The organism is Nocardia sp. NPDC087230, from assembly GCF_044744725.1.
GTDB lineage: Bacteria > Actinomycetota > Actinomycetes > Mycobacteriales > Mycobacteriaceae > Nocardia > Nocardia canadensis.
Map to the genome: position 1 here is coordinate 194,792 of NZ_JBIUYV010000006.1, position 17,026 is coordinate 211,817.

Below are 17,026 nucleotides of genomic sequence, written 5' to 3' on the forward strand. Positions count from 1 at the left end.
CAGTTTGTCCGTGCTGGCAGGCTCACCGCTCGGTGGTGCGCTCGTTCTCGCCCGCTCCCAGGCGGCGTGGTTGGCGCGCGATCGCTGCAAAGGCACCGTCGCGCAACCATGTCGGCACTGCGACGCCGGCAGCGAAAGCGTGTCCGCGCACGCCCACCGGGTATCGGGAAGAGGGCCGTCTGCTCGTCGCCGCGCGTCGAACGGTGGCGACGACATCGTCGGTAGGGACCACCAGCCGCTGCAGCAGCGCCACCGATTTGCGAGCGCCGTCGATATGACTGCGGTATAGCTGGCGCTGTGATTCGGTCATCGACTCGGCGGTCGCGTCCACGAGTTCGGCTGCGCTGCCCCACATGTCGGTGGCGGTGGCACTTGGTTCGATCAAACTGACAGGTATGCCCCACGGGCGCAGTTCGACACGCAGTGCATCCACCAGCCCTTCGAGGGCGAACTTGGAGGCAGAGTACGGACCCATCCATGGCAGCGCCACTCTGCCGTTGAGTGAGGACAGGAAGATGATCCGGCCGCGGGCACGTCGGATCGCGGGAAGAACGGCTTGGGTCACTCCCGTCGCGCCGATCACGTTGACCTCGAACGCCTGCCGCAACGCCTGCAGTGCGACAGTCTCCACTGGTCCGTCGACGACCACCCCAGCGTTGTTGATCACCACATCGAGTGCGTCTGGCACTCGCTCGGCAAGCATGTCGAGGTGATGCTGGTTCGTGACGTCCAGCAACAGCGGAACAACGTTCGGATGGATACTGGCGACGTCGTCGAGATCACTTTCACTCCTGACACCCGCGATTACCTGCCAGCCATCGGTCGCGAATCCAGCCACGCAGGCCCGACCGATTCCGCGGGCGGCGCCGGTGACCAACACGGTCCCCCTGGCATGTGTTGCTCTGCCGATGCGGCGTTCTGTGGTCACTGGAGTTCCTCCTTGGTCGCGGCGGGGTTGCCGATCTGCGGAAATGGCTGGGCAGCTTCGATCTCGTAGGCGAGTTCGAGGAGGGTGCGCTCATTGCCAGTGGCAGCGGCGAGGTGGATCGAGCCGGGAAGACCGTTGTCCAACATGCCGAACGGCAGCGAAATCGCCGGCGTGCCGCCGACATTGTTGAGCGCGGTGAACCCCCCATAGGCGATGGTCCGATCGAAGAACTCGCGAAACGGCAGACCAGGATTCAAATAGCCCAGTTCAGGTGCTGGATGGCACAGGACCGGTGACAACACGACATCGAACCGTTCGCTGATCTTCTCGGCCTGAGCGGCGTCGCGACGCAGGCGAACGATGGCGCCCGGCCAGTGCTGGACCTGCGACAGCGAGTCGCGAAACAGCGCTCGCGTGAAAGGGTCGAGGCGCGTGGGGTGGAACGCACCAGGCTTGGTGAGTTTGCTCGACGCGGTCAGGGCGACTGCGAAGAATCCCCAATACCGGGCGAAGTCGGTGACGAAGCGCCGATCAACCGGCATGGCGACATCGACCGTGATCTCGTGTCCGAGACCGGCAAGGAGGGCCGCCGCCGCGTGAACTGTCACGATCATCTCCGGGTCCACCTCCCCTGCTGGAGTCTCGGTGATGACACCGATTCGCAGGCGAGTGGTCCCAGGTCCCTCGACAAGGCCGATCGGGGGCAAATGGCGACTCGGCCGCGGGCGTTCCAACGCGGCCAGGTGGTGGGCTGTGTCCCGGACGGTTCGGGTGACGACGCCTTCGGCAGCGATGTTGATCGGCAGTTGGTTAGCCCCGGGCTGATTCAGCAACCGGTCCCTCGTCGGCTTGAGTCCGACAAGGCCGTTGACAGCGGCCGGGATCCGGATCGAGCCACCGCCGTCATTGGCGTGCGCGACCGGGACCACCCCGGATGCGACCAGCGCGGCACTTCCGCCGGAGGAGGCACCAGCGGAGCGCCCGGTGTTCCACGGATTGCGGGTGGGTGGCCGATCGGCGTACTCGGTGCTGGCGGTCAATCCCCACTCGGGCATGGTGCTCTTACCGAGCACGATGTAGCCCTGCTCGACGACTTGTCCGGCCGGTGCGGCCGTACGTTTTGCCGGGTGGGGATCGAAGGCACGCGATCCGTAGCATGTCGGCATCCAGGAGACGTCGACGTTGTCCTTGATGACCACCGGTACCCCGGCGAAAGGCCCTGCGCCGCAGCGTGCCGACTGGTCACGGGCACTCTGGAACGCGGTATGGGCGAATCCGTTCAGGCGCGGATTCACGTGCTCCGCGCGGGCGATCGCGGCCTCGGTGACCTCCTCGGCACTGACCTCGCCGACACGAATGCGTTCGGCGATCGCGACAGCATCGAGACAGCCCATGGCATCGTCCGCGAAGCCATGCACAATGTCAGACATAGTTTATGTTCCTTTGGTTGATTCACCGGTAGGCACCGGGATGAATGCCGTTAAGCTGCGGCGATGGCAGCGTTGGGGAAAGGAAGCGAGTGAGAGATTCCGTCGATCTGGACGCTGCGGTCATTCCGCCGGTGATCGTGCTGAACATGATCGATCTGGCAGATCGGCGCGGCGTGTACGTCGACCAGTGGTTTTCGGGCACCGGACACTCGACGGAAACCCTCAGCCAAACGGACGCCAAACTCTCGTTCCGGCAAGCCTCGCTGATCCTGCAACGCGGTCTGCGCGCGCTTCCGCCGGAGCCGGTGGGACTACAGTTGGGGACCACCGATTTTCTTGTGTCATGGGGAATGCTCGGTGTCGCGATGCGGGCGTGCGACACAGTCGGGGAGGCGGTTGATCTGGGAGTCCGGTTTCACCAAGCATCCGGAAGCTTGGTCGACGCCGAATACCACCTGAGCGGCGACGAGATCGCGATCGAGTTGGCCGAACGCGCGCCCGTGCCCGACCTGCGGCCGCTGCTCGCCGAGGAGGCCTTCGCTGCCACGGTGGCGCTCGGCAGGGTGATGATGGGCGAACAGTTTTGCCCGTCCCGCATCGAGTTCGCCTATCCGAGACCCGCCTATGTCGCGACTTATGATCAGTTCTTTCGCTGCCCGCTGATCTTCGGCGCAGAAGCAACGCGGTTGCTGGCCCCCGCCGACGTGCTCTCCCGACCTGTCCCCACCCGTAATCCCTCGCAACTCAGTCTCGCCCTCGACGCGACGCGACGACTGCTCGACCCAGCGGATCGACGCCCCGCCATCGTGGCCACCGTGGAGTCGGTGCTGCGACGAAACCTCGGGGAAAACCTCACGATGGTCGATGTCGCCGACAGGCTCTGCATCACCGAACGCACCCTTCACCGCAAGTTGGCGGCGGCCGGTCACAAATTCAGCGAAATCCGTGACAACGTGCGTCACCGGCGCGCGCTGATCCTGCTCCGCGAATCCGACATTCCGATCGGTTCGGTAGCGCATGCCGTCGGGTACAGCGACGCGAGAGAGTTTCGACGCGCCTTCTACCGCTGGACCGGCCATTCTCCGACGCAGGAGCGCGCCACCGCGTCGACAGCGTGAAGTGTAGGTGTGTGCTGGTGGGCCACCGTGGCCGATATGGACCATCGAGTACCGCTCCCCTTTCCTTCGGGCGTGTTCCCAGTGAACAGCGACCGGAACACCGTGGCGAGTGCCTCGCACGTCAATGATGGGGGGGCAAACCAGACATGCAGCCCGCCCAGAAGCCGGGAAGGTCCCACCGCCCTGGGCGGATCATCGATAGGTCGGCCTCGCCTGCCGACCGCGCCTGCGTTTGGCAGCGTGCTCGAGTGACGCCCAGTCGGCGCCGCATCGGACCCGAGGCCGACCTATGGCCTCCCACAAGGGGACGAAGTGCTGTATCGACGAACCGGTGCGACATCGAGACTCAGAAGCAAGCTATCCAGCGCGTATCCGCCGAAATCGGACCGACCTGACGGATCCACGCACAACCGGTAGCCCGGCCGCCCCTGCCGGCGACCTCGAAACCATCGAGAAGGAGCCGTCATGAGTTGGACAGTCGCCGCGGTGATCATCGCCGCGATCTTCGCCGCCATGGTCATCGTCACCACCTACCTTTCCGCCAGGAAGCCCTGACGCCGAGTCGACGGTGCTCCCCATCGAATCGAGGCAGCGATGAACCCCATCAAGTTGCGCGAGGATTCCGCTCGTCGGATCTTCCGTGATCGTCGTGAGGCCGGCCAGGCCATGGCGGAACTACTCGGCCACTACCGAGGTCACGGGGAGGTGATCGTGCTCGGGCTACCGCGCGGCGGAATCCCGGTGGCGTGGGAAGTGGCCGCCGCCCTGGGCGCGCCGCTGGACGCTCTCGTAGTGCGCAAGCTGGGAGTACCCGACAACCCGGAGTTCGCCTTCGGCGCCCTGGCCACAGGTGGCCGCATCGTCCTCGCCGACGATGTCGTCCGGGCGCTGCGTCTGACCTCCGACCAGATACGTGCGGTGGCAGAGGACGAGGCAGCCGAACTCGCGCGCCGAGAAGCTGCCTACCGCGGCAGCCGTGGCCCCCTCGATGTCGCCGGACGAACGGTCATCCTCGTCGACGACGGCCTGGCCACCGGCTCGAGCATGTTCGCGGCGATCGAGGCGATCCGAGCCCAGGAACCGCTTCGTATCGTCGTCGCCGTGCCCGCGGCACCGGAATCGACATGTCGTGAACTCGCCGCGATGGTCGACGAAGTGGTCTGCGCGACGATACCTTCACCGTTCCGCGCTGTCGGCGCCTCCTACTGGGACTTCACCCAGGTGACCGACGAGCAGGTGCACACCCTGCTGAACACACCCACCACCGGATCACCGAGTTCAGCTCCCGACCCGGTGCAGGCGATCCGCGCGTGCGCGATCCACGCGCCCGACGGGATTCCGCCTCTGGAGCACTTCGACGATCTGATCGGCACCGCGAGCATCGTCCTGATCGGCGAAAGCACCCACGGGACACACGAGTTCTATTCCGCGCGTGCCGAAATGACGAAATGGCTGATCGAGCACAGAGGCTTCGACGCGGTCGCGATCGAAGGAGACTGGCCCGACGCCGCGCGCGTCAACCGCTATGTGCACGCCCGTGGCAGCGACACCACCGCGGAAGAAGCGCTCCGTGGGTTCGAGCGATTTCCGGCCTGGATGTGGCGCAATACCGTGGTCCGCGATTTCGTCGACTGGTTGCGTGACCACAACGACGAACAGGTGCGGAACGACGAGCGCACCACCGGATTCTATGGCCTGGACCTCTACAGCCTGCATCGATCGATGAACGAGGTCGTGCGCTACCTGGAGCGGACAGACCGTGCAGCCGCTCAGCGCGCCAAGACCCGATACGGCTGTTTCGGCGAAGCCGACTCCGGCGACGGGCAGGCCTACGGCTACGGTGCGGCATTCGGTGCGGGCAAGACCTGCGAAGACCAGGCCGTCACGCAATTGGTCGAGATGCAACGCAAGTCGCTGGCCGAATTCAGCACCGGCACCGACGCCGCCGAAGAGCTCTTCGACGCCCTGCGCAACGCGTGGTCGGTCCGTGACGCCGAGCTCTACTACCGCACGATGTTCGGCGATCACACCGCTTCCTGGAATCTGCGTGACGAACACATGGCCGACACTCTCGACGCACTGCGCGAGCACCTGAGCCGCGGTCAGCGCCCAACCGGCGTCACCCGAGCTCCGAGAATTGTTGTCTGGGCGCATAATTCACATGTCGGCGACGCTCGGGCCACCGAGTTCGGAGCGGAGGGCCAGATCACTCTCGGACAGCTGATGCGGCAACGTCACGGCGCGCACTGCCGAGCGATCGGCTCGAGCACGTACTACGGATCCGTCACCGCGGCACAGGAGTGGGGTGGGACCGCGGTCCACGAAACCGTTCGCCCGGCACTACCGTCCAGCATGGAAACTCTGCTGCACGATGCCGGCATCGGTGAATTCCTGGTTCGTCTGGACACCGGCGACGCCGCCGCGGACACACTGGGTCAGCCACGGCTGCAACGAGCGATCGGCGTCGTCTACCGGCCGGGCACCGAGAGACAGAGTCACTACTTCCACACTCGTGCCGCCGACCAGTTCGACGCCCTGATCCACATCGATCGCACGACCGCGCTGCAGCCGCTCGAACCCACCAGCATCTGGAGCGCGCAGAGAACACCGGAAACCTATCCGACAGGTTTGTGACGTGACCGGATGTCTTGCACGGCGCTCGCCACGCACCTGTACCGGAACACCGAGAAGGGTCCGATCGGCGGTTGATTCCCCGGGGAACCCGACCGAGGACGGCTGACCGGCCAAGAGCCGAAGCGGCTTCGACGCGGTGACCAGCACCCGGTCGGCACGCGTCGCCACGCGGCTGAGCCGGACAGCCGCATCCTGTCGACGCAGGGCAACCGCGGTTGCGCCTCGAGCCGTTCGGGGGTTGACGTCGCACGCCGCTCAGACCGGATGACCGGGCTGATGCTGCATCGAGGAGAACCTCGCTGTCGCGACCTCCTCCCGCGCCCGTAGCTCGGCCCCGGTGAGTACATAGGCGTCCGGCCCGGGAAAGGTCAGCGCTCGATGACCATCATCGGTCCAGTGCACCAGATAGGGTGGAGACCCGTCTGCCGAGCGGACTTCCTCGATCAGGCCCCGCCGGACGGCGCCGCCGACGGTATGTCCCTCGATGACGAGCCAGTCGCCTGGTTTCGCATGCATGACATTCCTCCTCGCCGATTTCCTTGTCGTCGCTCATTGCCCGAGCTCCTCGCTCGCTGTGACCGTGCCGCCGGTCCCGCGATCGAACACGTCCTGGCGCCCGGGGCGACGCACAGTGCTCAACTCCTGTGCTGCATTCTCGGACTCCTCGATCCCATCAAAATGGGGTGAACCAGCCCTAGGGCCGACCGTCCCCTGGGCCGACGACCTGTGGCACTATTCGCTATCCCGCGCGGATCGAGGTCGACGTCCGCCTTCTCGGCAGCAGATCGACCGACGCTCGGCGTTGGCTGTGGACAACAGCTCTGCCACGATCTCCCTGCCGGCTACGTCGGCCCGGGCCCGGCTCTGACGCCCCGGTAACGCTGTGGGCTGCCGTCGAGCCGCACAGCAGGATCGACGCCGTCGTCATCCGGGGCGGACGCCCAGACCTCGCAGGTGTACGGCTGACCCGAATCACCGCTGCGACGCTGTTCCCGACCGGCGGCGCGGATCGCACCGTCGGCTACACGAGGGGATCCGGAGTGCCTGGCTCGCGTGGGCCTTGGTCGAGCCGGAACGGTGGATACTCGTCTCGCATCAGCCCCGCGTACGCGACGACCCGGTACAGCCATCGGTTGATACCGAGCACGAAGTCGAAAAGCCGACGCGGATACTGCGCGGTGAACAGCAGGATCACCGCCGCGATCACGACCAGGACCCCGAGCAGCGGGATAGTGGTGGCACCGGTTTCACCACCGAATCCGACGCTGCCGCCGGTCATCGCCAACGCGATCGCGTAGTGCGGGATCGCCAGCAGCCACCATTTGAACAACACCGACGTCCGGGACAGGCGCTCCGGATACGTGACCTGGAAGTCGGCCGGATAGTCGGTCGAGCGCAGCGTGAACGGCGGATACCGATCAGTTCCCAGCGCCGCACAGGAATAGAACTGGACCCGCCACGACCACCGGACGACCCCGACATTGAAGTCGAAGATCGCTCTCGGGTACCGGCCGGTGAAGAGAATCGCGACCCCGGCCACCACTGTGAGCAAGAAGAACGCGACCCACAGAAAGAACAAGACGACGACATGTGGAATCACCAGGACCCATTTGACCAGCCACAGCCACCGCGACAGCGGCTCGTCCAAATCCCCCCGCAATCGCACCGGATAGGGGCTATCGGGAGCTTCCATCACGACCTCCTCGAATCTCGATACCGAAACACGGCACCGCGCCGGACCAGTTGTTCGGGGGCGTCACGTTCGACGACGCCGATGGTGAGTTCGGACCTCGGTTATCGTCTGTTCGCGTAGCGCGCGCCGACGGCGAGCGCGGCCAGGGCTACTATCCCGGCAACGACGATCAACCGATTCGCATCGACCGTCGGCTGCCACCGCACCCGGCCGTCTCGGATGACGAAGGCACCGACCGGCTTTGCCCCGATCCCGAAGCCGGCGCCGGAGCCCTTCTCGCCATCCGGGCCCGACCCGCCGCCTCCGCCGGCACCGCCGGAGATCGTGGCGACGCCGATCACCGTTGTTCCGTCACGTTCGATCGGCGGCGCGTACACACGCTCGACCGACATCGATTCCTTGACGCTTTCGACTACTTCATCGATTCTCACAGGGCTCTCCTCGCCTACGCGGTCTGTATGTCGACATTCGGCGCCACGCCGAACCGCACGGGTCGGTCCGATCGGTGTCCGCGCCTTGTTGTCGAACGGACCTTTCGATTCGACCACCCGTCGGGCGACGGCCACCAGGGACCACCGACCCCGACCCGGGTGCCGTTCGTCGTTACCTGGCAGAGCGACCGACGCCGGTGCTGGAGCGTCGATCGTTGTGGGTTCGGTTCGGTCGCCCTTCGGACCTGTGCGAGCACGTGCCCGAGCACTCGAATTCGATCGGGTGAGCCGACCGACAGAATCTAGACGGGGGGTGTCAGAGCGTCACGGATGGTCCGGCGCATGATCTTGCCGACCGGGTTGCGGGGAATGGTATCGACGATTTCGAGCCGTTCGGGCAGCTTGAAGGACGCGACCTGACGATCCCGTAGATGGTTCACGAGGTCGGCGAGTTCGACCGAGGCTCCCGGAGCCGGAACTACCACGGCACAACACTTCTCCCCGAACACGTCGTCGGGGTAGCCGATCACCGCGACATCGCCCACCCCGGGATGCTCCATCAGCAGGCCCTCGATCTCGGCGGGCGCAATGTTCATACCGCCGCGGATGATGATCTCCTTGATCCGGTCGACGAAGATCAGGTATTCGCCGCGCTCGCCGCCGAGTTCGAACACATCCCCGCTGCACAGATAGCCCTGGTCGTCGAACGGGCTGGACGCCGCGGTGCCCTCGAGGTAGCCGCCGAAGACGCTGGGTCCTTTCAGACGCAACTCGCCCCGCTCACCGACAGCGTGGACGTCGGCGCCGGTCACCGGGTCGACCAGACGTACCGACGTCATCTTCGCGACGCGCGTCGCCCATTCCCGGTCCGGGGCACCGTAGTTCGGCAGGTGCAGGGCGCGGACGGCCGGATCCGGGATGTCGGCGGGCGCGCCGAGCAGGCACACCCCCTCGTTGGAGCCGAAGAAGTTGAGGACCTCGATTCCGAATTCGTCCTGCCACCGACGAACCACACTGGGCGGCAACGGTGCGCCGCCCGAGCCGACCCGCTGCAGCGACGACAGGTCCACCGATTCCCGGAGCGCGTCCTGCTGGAGCAGCATCGCCAGGATCGCCGGCGGCATCGAGGTGTGTGTGACGCGGTGGCGGGCGATCTGCGCCAGGAACACCGCGAGGTCCAGCGGCTGGTGCTGGACCAGGTGCCCGCCGCCGACCAGCCAGGGCAGGAACGCCGCCGCGAATCCCGCCATGTTCACCATGGGAAACGGGTTGAGGATGACCGACGACTCGTCGGTCTCGAGCCCGTCCTGAGCCGCCTGCGCGCTCGCGAACCAGTCGGCGTGACAGCGCGGGACACCTTTGGGAGCGGCCTCGGTCCCGCTGGTCCAGCAAATCGTGATCCGGTCGCCGATCGTGCGGACCAGGCCGTCGACGTAACGCCGCGCTTGCTCGGTGGCGGCAGACGACGCCGACGAGTCCATCGACACCGCGCGTGGGTCCGGATCGGGACCGAAGACGAACACGCTCTCGATCCCGTCAGCCGGTTCGGCGAGCGCGAGCGCCTCGGCGGTCATGTCGCGTCCGAGCAGGCGTGACACCGTCACGACCGCCCTGGCCTCGGTGGCACGGCAGATGTTCGACAACTCGTGCTGCCGGTACGCGACCGGTACGGGGCTGACGACCGCGCCCAGGCGCCACAGCGCGAGGTACGTCGCGACCAGTGCCACCGAGTTGGGCACCTGGACCACGACCACGTCGCCCTGCCGGATCCCGCTCTCGTGGTACCTGGCCGCGAGTCGTTCGACGCGATCGGCCATCGCCTTCCACGTGAGTGTCTCTGCCTCGATGCCCGCGAGGTCCGTCAGGTTCGCCGGATCGGACACGGCGTCGTGGTCGGGTCGGGCGTGGACCCAGCCGTCGAAGGCGTCCAGCAGGGTGGTCTCCCGCCACCACCCCTTGGCAACGTAGTCACGGATCTTCTCTTCCGGGTGGCAGAGCACAACCCGGCGCTGATTCGGGTCGGCATTCCCGGGCGCGGTGAACGGTTCGGACATGGCTATCTCCTGGAGAAGGACGGGTGTCGAGAGGGGACGAAGCGAGGAAGGGACTCAGCTCAACCGGCGCAGGACCAGCGCGGAGCCGAGGCCCAGCGCGGCCGGAATCGTGACCAGGGCGTGTTCGCCGTCGACGCGGCGGAGCCCGTCGAGGGCCGAGACGAGGAGGTTGCCGCCGGTAGCGCCCAGCGGGTGGCCGACGGCGTGGGCGCCGCCCGTGGGGTTGACCCGGTCGGGGTCGAGGCCGAGTTCGCGGATCAGCAGCAGCGGGCTGACGGCGAAGGACTCGTTGGCCTCGACGATGTCGAGGTCGCCGGCCCCGATCCCCGCACGGCGCAGTGCGTCTCGCGCCGCGTCGACCGGTGCGCTCAGCAGCGGCGAGCGGACCGACCGGTGCGTGACGGCGACGATCTCGGCGACCGGTGCCCGCCCGCGCAGCCGGCCGTTCGCCGCGTCGGGACCGGCGATCACGGCAGCGGACGCGCCGTCGGCGAGCTGCGGGGCCGTCGCGATCGAGTGCAGGCCACTCCGGGGCCGGGTCAGCTCCGGGAGCCGTCGGCGCACGCGTTCCCACGCCAGGTCGTCGTCGAAGAGGGCCGGGAGCGCCGCGAACTGCTGGGCGGTGGCGTCCGGGCGGGCGCCCTCGTCGACCGCGAGGATCACCTCGCCCGAGCATTTCACCGCCACCACCGCATCCGACGGCGGCGCGGCGGCCGCTCGCCGATGCGACCGCGCCGCGAACTCGTCCAGCTCGATGCGGGTGAACCCGTGCGCGACGGCCGTCGCGTCGGCGGAGACCCCGATGGTCACGAATCCAGTGCGCTCGCCCAGCTCGTGGTCGGTGGCGATCGCGGGTGTGTCGGAGAGCATCGGTACCCGCGACATCGATTCGACGCCACCGGCGACCACGACATCGACTTGTCCCGCAGTCACTTTCGCGGCGGCGGTGCCGATCGCTTCGATGCCCGAACAGCAGAGCCGGGACACCACCATGCCGCCCACGGCGTCGGGCCACCCGGCGGAGAGAGCCGCTGCCCTGGCCAGGTTTCCCCCTTGCTCCCCGGTGACCGTGCCGATCCCCAACACGATCTCGTCGACGCCCGCGGCGGCCAGACCGCGCTGCTCGAGTGCGGTCAGGAGCTGGGCGAACAGCGCGTGCGGCGGAATCTGCGCGAGAGTGCCGCCGCTGCGGCGCACCCGCCCGCGGGGCAGCCGGACCGCGTCGTAGACCAATGCCCGCGTCATGGCATCCCCCGCCTTCTCGACAGTTGAGTGGCTTGCATCACTCTGTTAGTTGTAGTCTGACCATCACGGAACCGCAAGACCTTCAGCAGAGAGCGGCGTACATGCGTACTGACACGATTCGAATAATCGGCGGCTACCAAACAGATTTCGCACGAAACCTCACCCGGGAAGGCCTCGATGTGTCCGACCTGATCCGCGAGGTCGTCGAGGGCACCCTCGCCGACTCCGGGCTGGATGTCGGCGACATCGGCGTCGTCCACGTCGGCAACGCCTTCGGCCAGCTGTTCACCGGTCAGGGGCACCTGGGTGCGATGCCACCCTCGGTGGTCCCGGACCTGTGGGGTGTGCCCGCCTCCCGGCATGAGGGTGCCTGCGCATCGGGATCGCTCGCGGTGCTCGCCGCCATGGCCGACATCGAGTCCGGCCGCTACGACTGCGCCCTGGTGGTCGGAGCCGAACTCGAGAAGACCGTGCCGGGCGACCTCGGCGCCCGGCACATGGGCACCGCGGCCTGGGCGGGCCGCGAGGGCACGGACGCAAAGTTCATGTGGCCGTACATGTTCGACAAGATCGCCGACGAGTACGACCGACGCTACGGTCTCGCCGACGAACACCTGTGGGCCATCGCGGAACTGAACGCGCGCAACGCCGGCCGCAACCCCCTGGCACAGACCCGGGATTGGGACCGGACCGCGGCGTCGTTCAGCGCCGACCCGATGGCCAATCCGCCCGTCGAGGGCCGCCTGCGCAAGGCGGACTGCGGGCCGCTCACCGACGGCGCCGCCGGCGTCGTCCTGGTCCGCTCCGACCACCCGGCCGTGCGGCGGGACGCGGCACGGCAGTCGAGCATCCTCGGCTGGGGGCACCGGACCGTAGGGCTGTCCCTCGCGGAGAAGCTCTCGCGCAGCGCCGAGGACACGTTCGTCTTCCCGCACGTGCGCGACACGATCGGCGACGCGTTCGCCCGCGCCGGGATCGCCGGCGTAGACGACCTCGACCTCATCGAGACGCACGACTGCTTCACCATGAGCGAGTACCTCGCCGTCGACCACTTCGGGATCACACCGCCCGGGGAGAGCTGGCGCGCCGTGGAAGCGGGCGACCTCGAGATCGGTGGCCGGATCCCGGTGAATCCCAGTGGCGGCCTCCTCGGCGTCGGGCACCCGGTCGGCGCAACCGGTGTGCGGATGCTGCTGGACTGCCACCGCCAGGTGACGGGCCGAGCGGACGCGTACCAGGTCGACGGCGCGCGCCGGGCCGCGATGTTGAACTTCGGCGGAAGCACCTCGACGACAGCCAGTTTCGTCGTCGGGCACTGATCGGAATCAGGAGAGGAACATGGAGATCGAGGTACTCGGGCGCGCCCTGACGACGCTGCCCGCAGACGACGACCACCCGTATCGCACCGGCGCGTGGCGCCCACAGACCGTCGAGCGCAGTGCCGACGATCTCGAGATCGTCGGCGAACTGCCGGCCGACCTCGACGGCGTCTACCTGCGTAACACCGAGAACCCGGTGCACCCGGCCCTCCAGGGCCGCTACCACCCGTTCGACGGCGACGGCATGATCCACGCGGTCGGCTTCCGGGACGGCAAGGCGTTCTACCGCAACCGCTTCGTCAAGACCGACGGCTTCCTGGCCGAGCAGGAGGCCGGGGGGCCGCTGTGGGCCGGCATCGCCGAGAATCCCGAACGATCCGTCCGCCAGGACGGCTGGGGGGCGCGCGGCCGGATGAAGGATGCGTCCAGCACCGACGTCATCGTGCACAACGGTAAGGCACTCACCAGCTTCTGGCAGTGCGGTGACCTCTACACTCTCGACCCGACGACACTCGAGACGGTGGGCAAGGCTACGTGGAACGGACAGTTCCCGACAAGCCTCGGCGTATCGGCGCACCCGAAGGTCGACGAGCGAACCGGCGAACTGCTGTTCTTCAACTACAGCACCGACGCCCCCTATATGCACTACGGCGTCGTCGATGCGCAGGACCGCCTCGCCCACTACGTGGACATCGAACTGCCCGGGTCGCGCCTGCCCCACGACATGGCGTTCACCGACAACTACGCGATCCTCAACGACTGTCCGCTGTTCTGGCTGCCCGAGGCGCTCGAGGCCGGCCGCTACGTCTCACGCTTCCACCCCGACATCCCGCTGCGACTCGGCGTGATTCCGCGTCGGGGAACCAGCGATCAGATCCGCTGGTTCGAGGCCTCCTCCACGTACGTGCTGCACTGGACCAACGCCTACGAGACCGGTGACGAGATCGTCCTCGAGGGCTTCCACCAGGAGCACCCGGAGCCCGAGGACACCGGAGACGGCGGGATCTACCAGCGGATGTTCCGATTCCTGGCCCTCGACCGGATGGGAACCCACCTGCATCGGTGGCGGTTGAACCTGCGCACGGGAGAGGTTCGCGAGGAACGACTCTCGGACAGCGTCACCGAGTTCGGGATGATCAATCCCCGGCATGCCGGTCGCTCGCACCGCTACACCTACGCCGCCACCGGCCGCCCCGGCTGGTTCCTGTTCGACGGCCTGGTCAAGCACGACACCGTCACCGGACAGGAAGAGCGCTTCGTGTTCGGCGACGGCGTGTTCGGCAGCGAGACAGCGATGGCGCCGCGCGTCGGCGGCACCGAAGAGGACGACGGCTATCTGGTCACGATCGTCTCGAACGTCGACGAGGACCTGTCGGAGTGTCTGGTTTTCGACGCCGCTCGTGTCGCGGACGGGCCGGTGGCGCGGATTCGCCTGCCGGAGCGTGTCTCCAGCGGCACGCATTCCACCTGGGCACCGGGTTCGGTCCTGCCGCGGTGGCGAACGAACGACGACCCGACGGAGGCGATAGGACTCGATCGCCCCGGGCTATAGTTCTGGGGATGTCCGATGAGCATGCACCCGACGCGGAGCCCAGGACTCCGACCGCCGGGCGCATGCTCACCCCGGGCGGGGACAACTCCATCGCTGTGGCCCTGGGACTCCTGGGAGACGAGTGGAACCTGTGGATCCTGCGCCACTCCTTCCAAGGGGCCAAGCGATACCGCGATTGGATGGGCGCGGGTGGAATCTCGCACGCCGTGCTGTCCTCGCGACTGGCGGTGCTCACCGATGCGGGGCTGCTCGAGCGGACCCCCTACCAGGACAAGCCCGCCCGGTACGAGTATCGGCGGACCGCCTGCGGTCAGGAGCTGTGGTCGATTCTGCTGTCGGTGTGGTCATGGGAATTACGGTGGGCGCCCGATCACGGCGTACTCCCCCTCATGCGCCACACCACGTGCGACCGGCACTTCACACCGCGCCTGGAGTGCGCATCGTGTGGGTCCCCCGCCGACGCCCGTGACGTCGTCGCCGAGATGGGCCCGAGCGGCGGTTGGACGCGCAGCGTCCCCGCGGCCTCGAACCGACGGCGATCGAGTGGCGCCGTCCGGATGCCCCACGTGCTTCCACAGACGATGGATCTCATCGGCAACAGGTGGTCCGCCGCGATGCTGGGTTCGGCGCTTCTCGGCGCCCGACGCTACAGCGAGTTCGCCGAACGGATGCGGGCGTCTCCGACGATCGTGGCCGAGCGGCTGCGCACCTTTACCGAGCTCGGTGTGCTGAGCGAAACGCCCAGCACCGAACGTGCCGACCGGACGACCTATCACTTGACCGACAAGGGACGCGCCTTTTTCCCCGCCGTGGTGGCCATGATCGCTTGGGGCCAACGGTGGTTCCCCGCCCCCGAAGGGGACGCGATCGCGTTCACACACGTCGCGTGTGGCGACGGATTCACACCACGGTTCTCGTGCAGCGAGTGCGGTGGTGAACTGGAGCCGACCACCGTGATGGTGGAGCCGCGATCCGCGCATGTCGATCGACGAGGCCTTCCACACCTCGATTGAACTCCTCCGAGCCGACGGGGCTGCCTGGCGCCGTGGCGGATCGCGGGATCACCCACGGCGCAAGGCCGCTCCGCGTCTCGGCGGCTCAGCCCGCTTGGGGTTCGGCAAGTTGATCGCTGCGGATCCAGCATGCATGGAAACCGGACGGCACGCGCTGCGGTAGCAGCACTCGCGCAATCGGACCCGCGGCGACATCCTGAGCGTCGAAGATGTCGATCTCGCCGCGATTCTCGGCCTCGTCGTTCACGAAGCAGACCAGGTAGCCGTCGGTCTCACCGGTCGATCCGTCGCGCGGCGCGAACGGTGCTTCGGCACCCCAGCGCCCCGCGCCGAACTTGTGCTCCTCCTTGGTTCCGGTCAGGGAGTCGAAGCGCACCAGGCCGTCGAAGAGCAACATCGGCTCGTGTCCGAGGCTCATGCTGTAGGAGTAACGATGCGACTGCCCCACGATCCGCGAATCCACGCTCGGGAACTCGAGGTTCGCGTCGTCGAGCGGGGTTTCGGTCGTCGTCCCTGTCCGCAGGTCGAACCGGTATCGGTAGAGCTGCGCATCGAGACGCATATAGGCGAGCATGCTCGCCAGTGGATGATCGAAAGTCGTCTGGTGTTGCGGATTCTTGACCCGGCAGACGTCCATGATGATCTCGTCGCCCTGCTCCCAGGAGTTGACGACGTGGTAGATGTAGCACGGCTTCGCCTCGAACCACCGCACCTGTGCGCCGGTGCCGTGCCGCGGGATGACCGCGAAGCGCGAGGGCAGTGCCCGGTCGTAGAAGATGCGGTACTTGCCCGCCCGCCGGGCATCCTGATCCTGGACCAGCGGCAGGTCCATGAGGATCGAGTAGTTCTGTGTGATCGCGATGTCGTGCGGCAGCCGCGGCGCCGGCAGGTCGATCTCGGTCAGATGCGTCTGTTGTCCGCTCGGCCCGATAATGCCGTAGCGCAGGAAGTTCTGGTCGGGACCGTAGTCGAACCAGATGAGCTCACCGGTCGACTCGTCGACCTTCGGATGGGCCATCATGTCACCGGCGAAGGTCCCCAGGAAGTCCTGGGCGCCGAGCGTTTCCAACGACAGGGGGTCGATCCCGTACGGGGTGCCGCACAGGTACCAGGTGGCGAGAACCTGACCGCGGTGGAAGATGACGTCGGTGTTGGCGGCGTCCTTGATCCCCAGTCCGTGGCCGTTGCCCCACGGGTTGTTCGCGGGGTTCTCCATCAGTCCGGTCCACAGCGCGCGACCGGCCGCGGATTCCTCCGTGAACGCGCGGGTGCGGACGTATCGGTTGCGATAGCGGACCTTGCCGTTGTCGAAGTGAGCGGCGTGGATCATGCCGTCGCCGTCGAACATGTGGTACCGGCCAGGGGCCGCGAACTGCCGGTTCGGACCGTTGCGCAGGTAGACACCGTTGAGATCGTGGGGAATCTCGCCGATCACCGGCAGATCGTCGAGCGTCAATTCCTCCTGCACCGGCGCGAAAACGCCGAGGAGGTAAGGGTTTTCCGCGGTGCTGTCCGCGGGGCGCGCGACGGCAATCGGGGCCTCGCTCGCCGATGGCTTCGTGTTCGTCATCGAGTGTTTCCTTTCGTCGAATGACCTATGCCCCGGTTC

The 17,026-nt window shown here is 67.0% G+C and carries 12 protein-coding genes and 1 pseudogene; 5 read left to right on the forward strand and 8 right to left on the reverse strand.

Features of this window, described 5'->3' with window-relative positions:
• Positions 1-22: 22 nt before the first annotated feature.
• Together ACIO52_RS21820 and ACIO52_RS21825 are read right to left on the reverse strand one after the other, a co-directional pair.
• On the reverse strand, positions 23-928 hold the full coding sequence (locus tag ACIO52_RS21820) for an SDR family NAD(P)-dependent oxidoreductase (protein ID WP_402646261.1): 906 nt from the start codon (positions 926-928) through the stop codon (positions 23-25).
• Positions 925-2,358: an amidase gene (locus ACIO52_RS21825; protein ID WP_402646263.1), complete on the reverse strand. Its 1,434-nt coding sequence runs from the start codon at positions 2,356-2,358 to the stop codon at positions 925-927. The genes ACIO52_RS21820 and ACIO52_RS21825 overlap by 4 nt, the downstream gene beginning before the upstream one ends.
• A gap of 89 nt (positions 2,359-2,447) precedes the next feature.
• Here ACIO52_RS21825 and ACIO52_RS21830 point away from each other — a divergent pair, with 89 nt between their 5' ends.
• Both ACIO52_RS21830 and ACIO52_RS21835 read left to right on the forward strand, forming a co-directional pair.
• Positions 2,448-3,476 carry an AraC family transcriptional regulator ligand-binding domain-containing protein gene (locus ACIO52_RS21830; RefSeq protein ID WP_402646265.1) on the forward strand — a complete coding sequence of 343 codons (1,029 nt, stop codon included), beginning with the start codon at positions 2,448-2,450 and terminating at the stop codon, positions 3,474-3,476.
• A gap of 594 nt (positions 3,477-4,070) precedes the next feature.
• Positions 4,071-6,110 carry an erythromycin esterase family protein gene (locus tag ACIO52_RS21835; RefSeq protein ID WP_402646267.1) on the forward strand — a complete coding sequence of 680 codons (2,040 nt, stop codon included), beginning with the start codon at positions 4,071-4,073 and terminating at the stop codon, positions 6,108-6,110.
• Positions 6,111-6,365: 255 nt separating this feature from the next.
• Here ACIO52_RS21835 and ACIO52_RS21840 read toward each other — a convergent pair whose 3' ends face one another.
• From ACIO52_RS21840 to ACIO52_RS21860, 5 genes and pseudogenes are all read right to left on the reverse strand, one after another.
• Positions 6,366-6,626 carry a DUF1918 domain-containing protein gene (locus ACIO52_RS21840; protein WP_218719018.1) on the reverse strand — a complete coding sequence of 87 codons (261 nt, stop codon included), beginning with the start codon at positions 6,624-6,626 and terminating at the stop codon, positions 6,366-6,368.
• A 505-nt stretch (positions 6,627-7,131) separates the two neighbouring features.
• Positions 7,132-7,794 (reverse strand): annotated as a pseudogene (locus ACIO52_RS21845) (DUF4389 domain-containing protein); the annotation flags it as partial.
• 110 nt (positions 7,795-7,904) lie between these two features.
• Positions 7,905-8,234: a spore germination protein GerW family protein gene (locus tag ACIO52_RS21850; RefSeq protein WP_218719016.1), complete on the reverse strand. Its 330-nt coding sequence runs from the start codon at positions 8,232-8,234 to the stop codon at positions 7,905-7,907.
• Positions 8,235-8,536: 302 nt separating this feature from the next.
• Positions 8,537-10,288, reverse strand: coding sequence for a class I adenylate-forming enzyme family protein (locus ACIO52_RS21855; protein WP_316574452.1), 1,752 nt, complete (start codon positions 10,286-10,288; stop codon positions 8,537-8,539).
• Between the two features lie 54 nt (positions 10,289-10,342).
• Positions 10,343-11,533: a thiolase family protein gene (locus ACIO52_RS21860; RefSeq protein ID WP_402646271.1), complete on the reverse strand. Its 1,191-nt coding sequence runs from the start codon at positions 11,531-11,533 to the stop codon at positions 10,343-10,345.
• A gap of 101 nt (positions 11,534-11,634) precedes the next feature.
• Here ACIO52_RS21860 and ACIO52_RS21865 point away from each other — a divergent pair, with 101 nt between their 5' ends.
• From ACIO52_RS21865 to ACIO52_RS21875, 3 genes are read left to right on the forward strand one after another with little or no spacing between them, the layout of a single operon-like run.
• The gene (locus ACIO52_RS21865; RefSeq protein WP_402646273.1) at positions 11,635-12,852 is read left to right on the forward strand and encodes an acetyl-CoA acetyltransferase; all 1,218 of its coding nucleotides are present in this window, start codon (positions 11,635-11,637) and stop codon (positions 12,850-12,852) included.
• Between the two features lie 19 nt (positions 12,853-12,871).
• The gene (locus ACIO52_RS21870) at positions 12,872-14,404 is read left to right on the forward strand and encodes a carotenoid oxygenase family protein (RefSeq protein WP_402646276.1); all 1,533 of its coding nucleotides are present in this window, start codon (positions 12,872-12,874) and stop codon (positions 14,402-14,404) included.
• Positions 14,405-14,412: 8 nt separating this feature from the next.
• Complete coding sequence (locus ACIO52_RS21875; protein WP_402646279.1) at positions 14,413-15,417, forward strand: winged helix-turn-helix transcriptional regulator; 1,005 nt, start codon at positions 14,413-14,415, stop codon at positions 15,415-15,417.
• Between the two features lie 85 nt (positions 15,418-15,502).
• On the opposite strand, the gene ACIO52_RS21880 is transcribed toward ACIO52_RS21875, so the two are convergent.
• Positions 15,503-16,987 (reverse strand): carotenoid oxygenase family protein, encoded by a 1,485-nt coding sequence (locus tag ACIO52_RS21880; protein WP_218719011.1) that lies wholly within the window; start codon positions 16,985-16,987, stop codon positions 15,503-15,505.
• Between the last annotated feature and the right edge of the window lie 39 nt (positions 16,988-17,026).

Bases quoted from the DNA above. Each gene is read 5' to 3' on its own strand.
- ACIO52_RS21825 (WP_402646263.1), bottom strand. From the start codon at position 2,358: ATGTCTGACATTGTGCATGGCTTCGCGGACGATGCCATGGGCTGTCTC.
- ACIO52_RS21835 (WP_402646267.1), top strand. From the start codon at position 4,071: ATGAACCCCATCAAGTTGCGCGAGGATTCCGCTCGTCGGATCTTCCGT.
- ACIO52_RS21840 (WP_218719018.1), bottom strand. From the start codon at position 6,626: ATGCATGCGAAACCAGGCGACTGGCTCGTCATCGAGGGACATACCGTC.
- ACIO52_RS21855 (WP_316574452.1), bottom strand. From the start codon at position 10,288: ATGTCCGAACCGTTCACCGCGCCCGGGAATGCCGACCCGAATCAGCGC.
- ACIO52_RS21860 (WP_402646271.1), bottom strand. From the start codon at position 11,533: ATGACGCGGGCATTGGTCTACGACGCGGTCCGGCTGCCCCGCGGGCGG.
- ACIO52_RS21865 (WP_402646273.1), top strand. From the start codon at position 11,635: ATGCGTACTGACACGATTCGAATAATCGGCGGCTACCAAACAGATTTC.
- ACIO52_RS21870 (WP_402646276.1), top strand. From the start codon at position 12,872: ATGGAGATCGAGGTACTCGGGCGCGCCCTGACGACGCTGCCCGCAGAC.
- ACIO52_RS21875 (WP_402646279.1), top strand. From the start codon at position 14,413: ATGTCCGATGAGCATGCACCCGACGCGGAGCCCAGGACTCCGACCGCC.
- ACIO52_RS21880 (WP_218719011.1), bottom strand. From the start codon at position 16,987: ATGACGAACACGAAGCCATCGGCGAGCGAGGCCCCGATTGCCGTCGCG.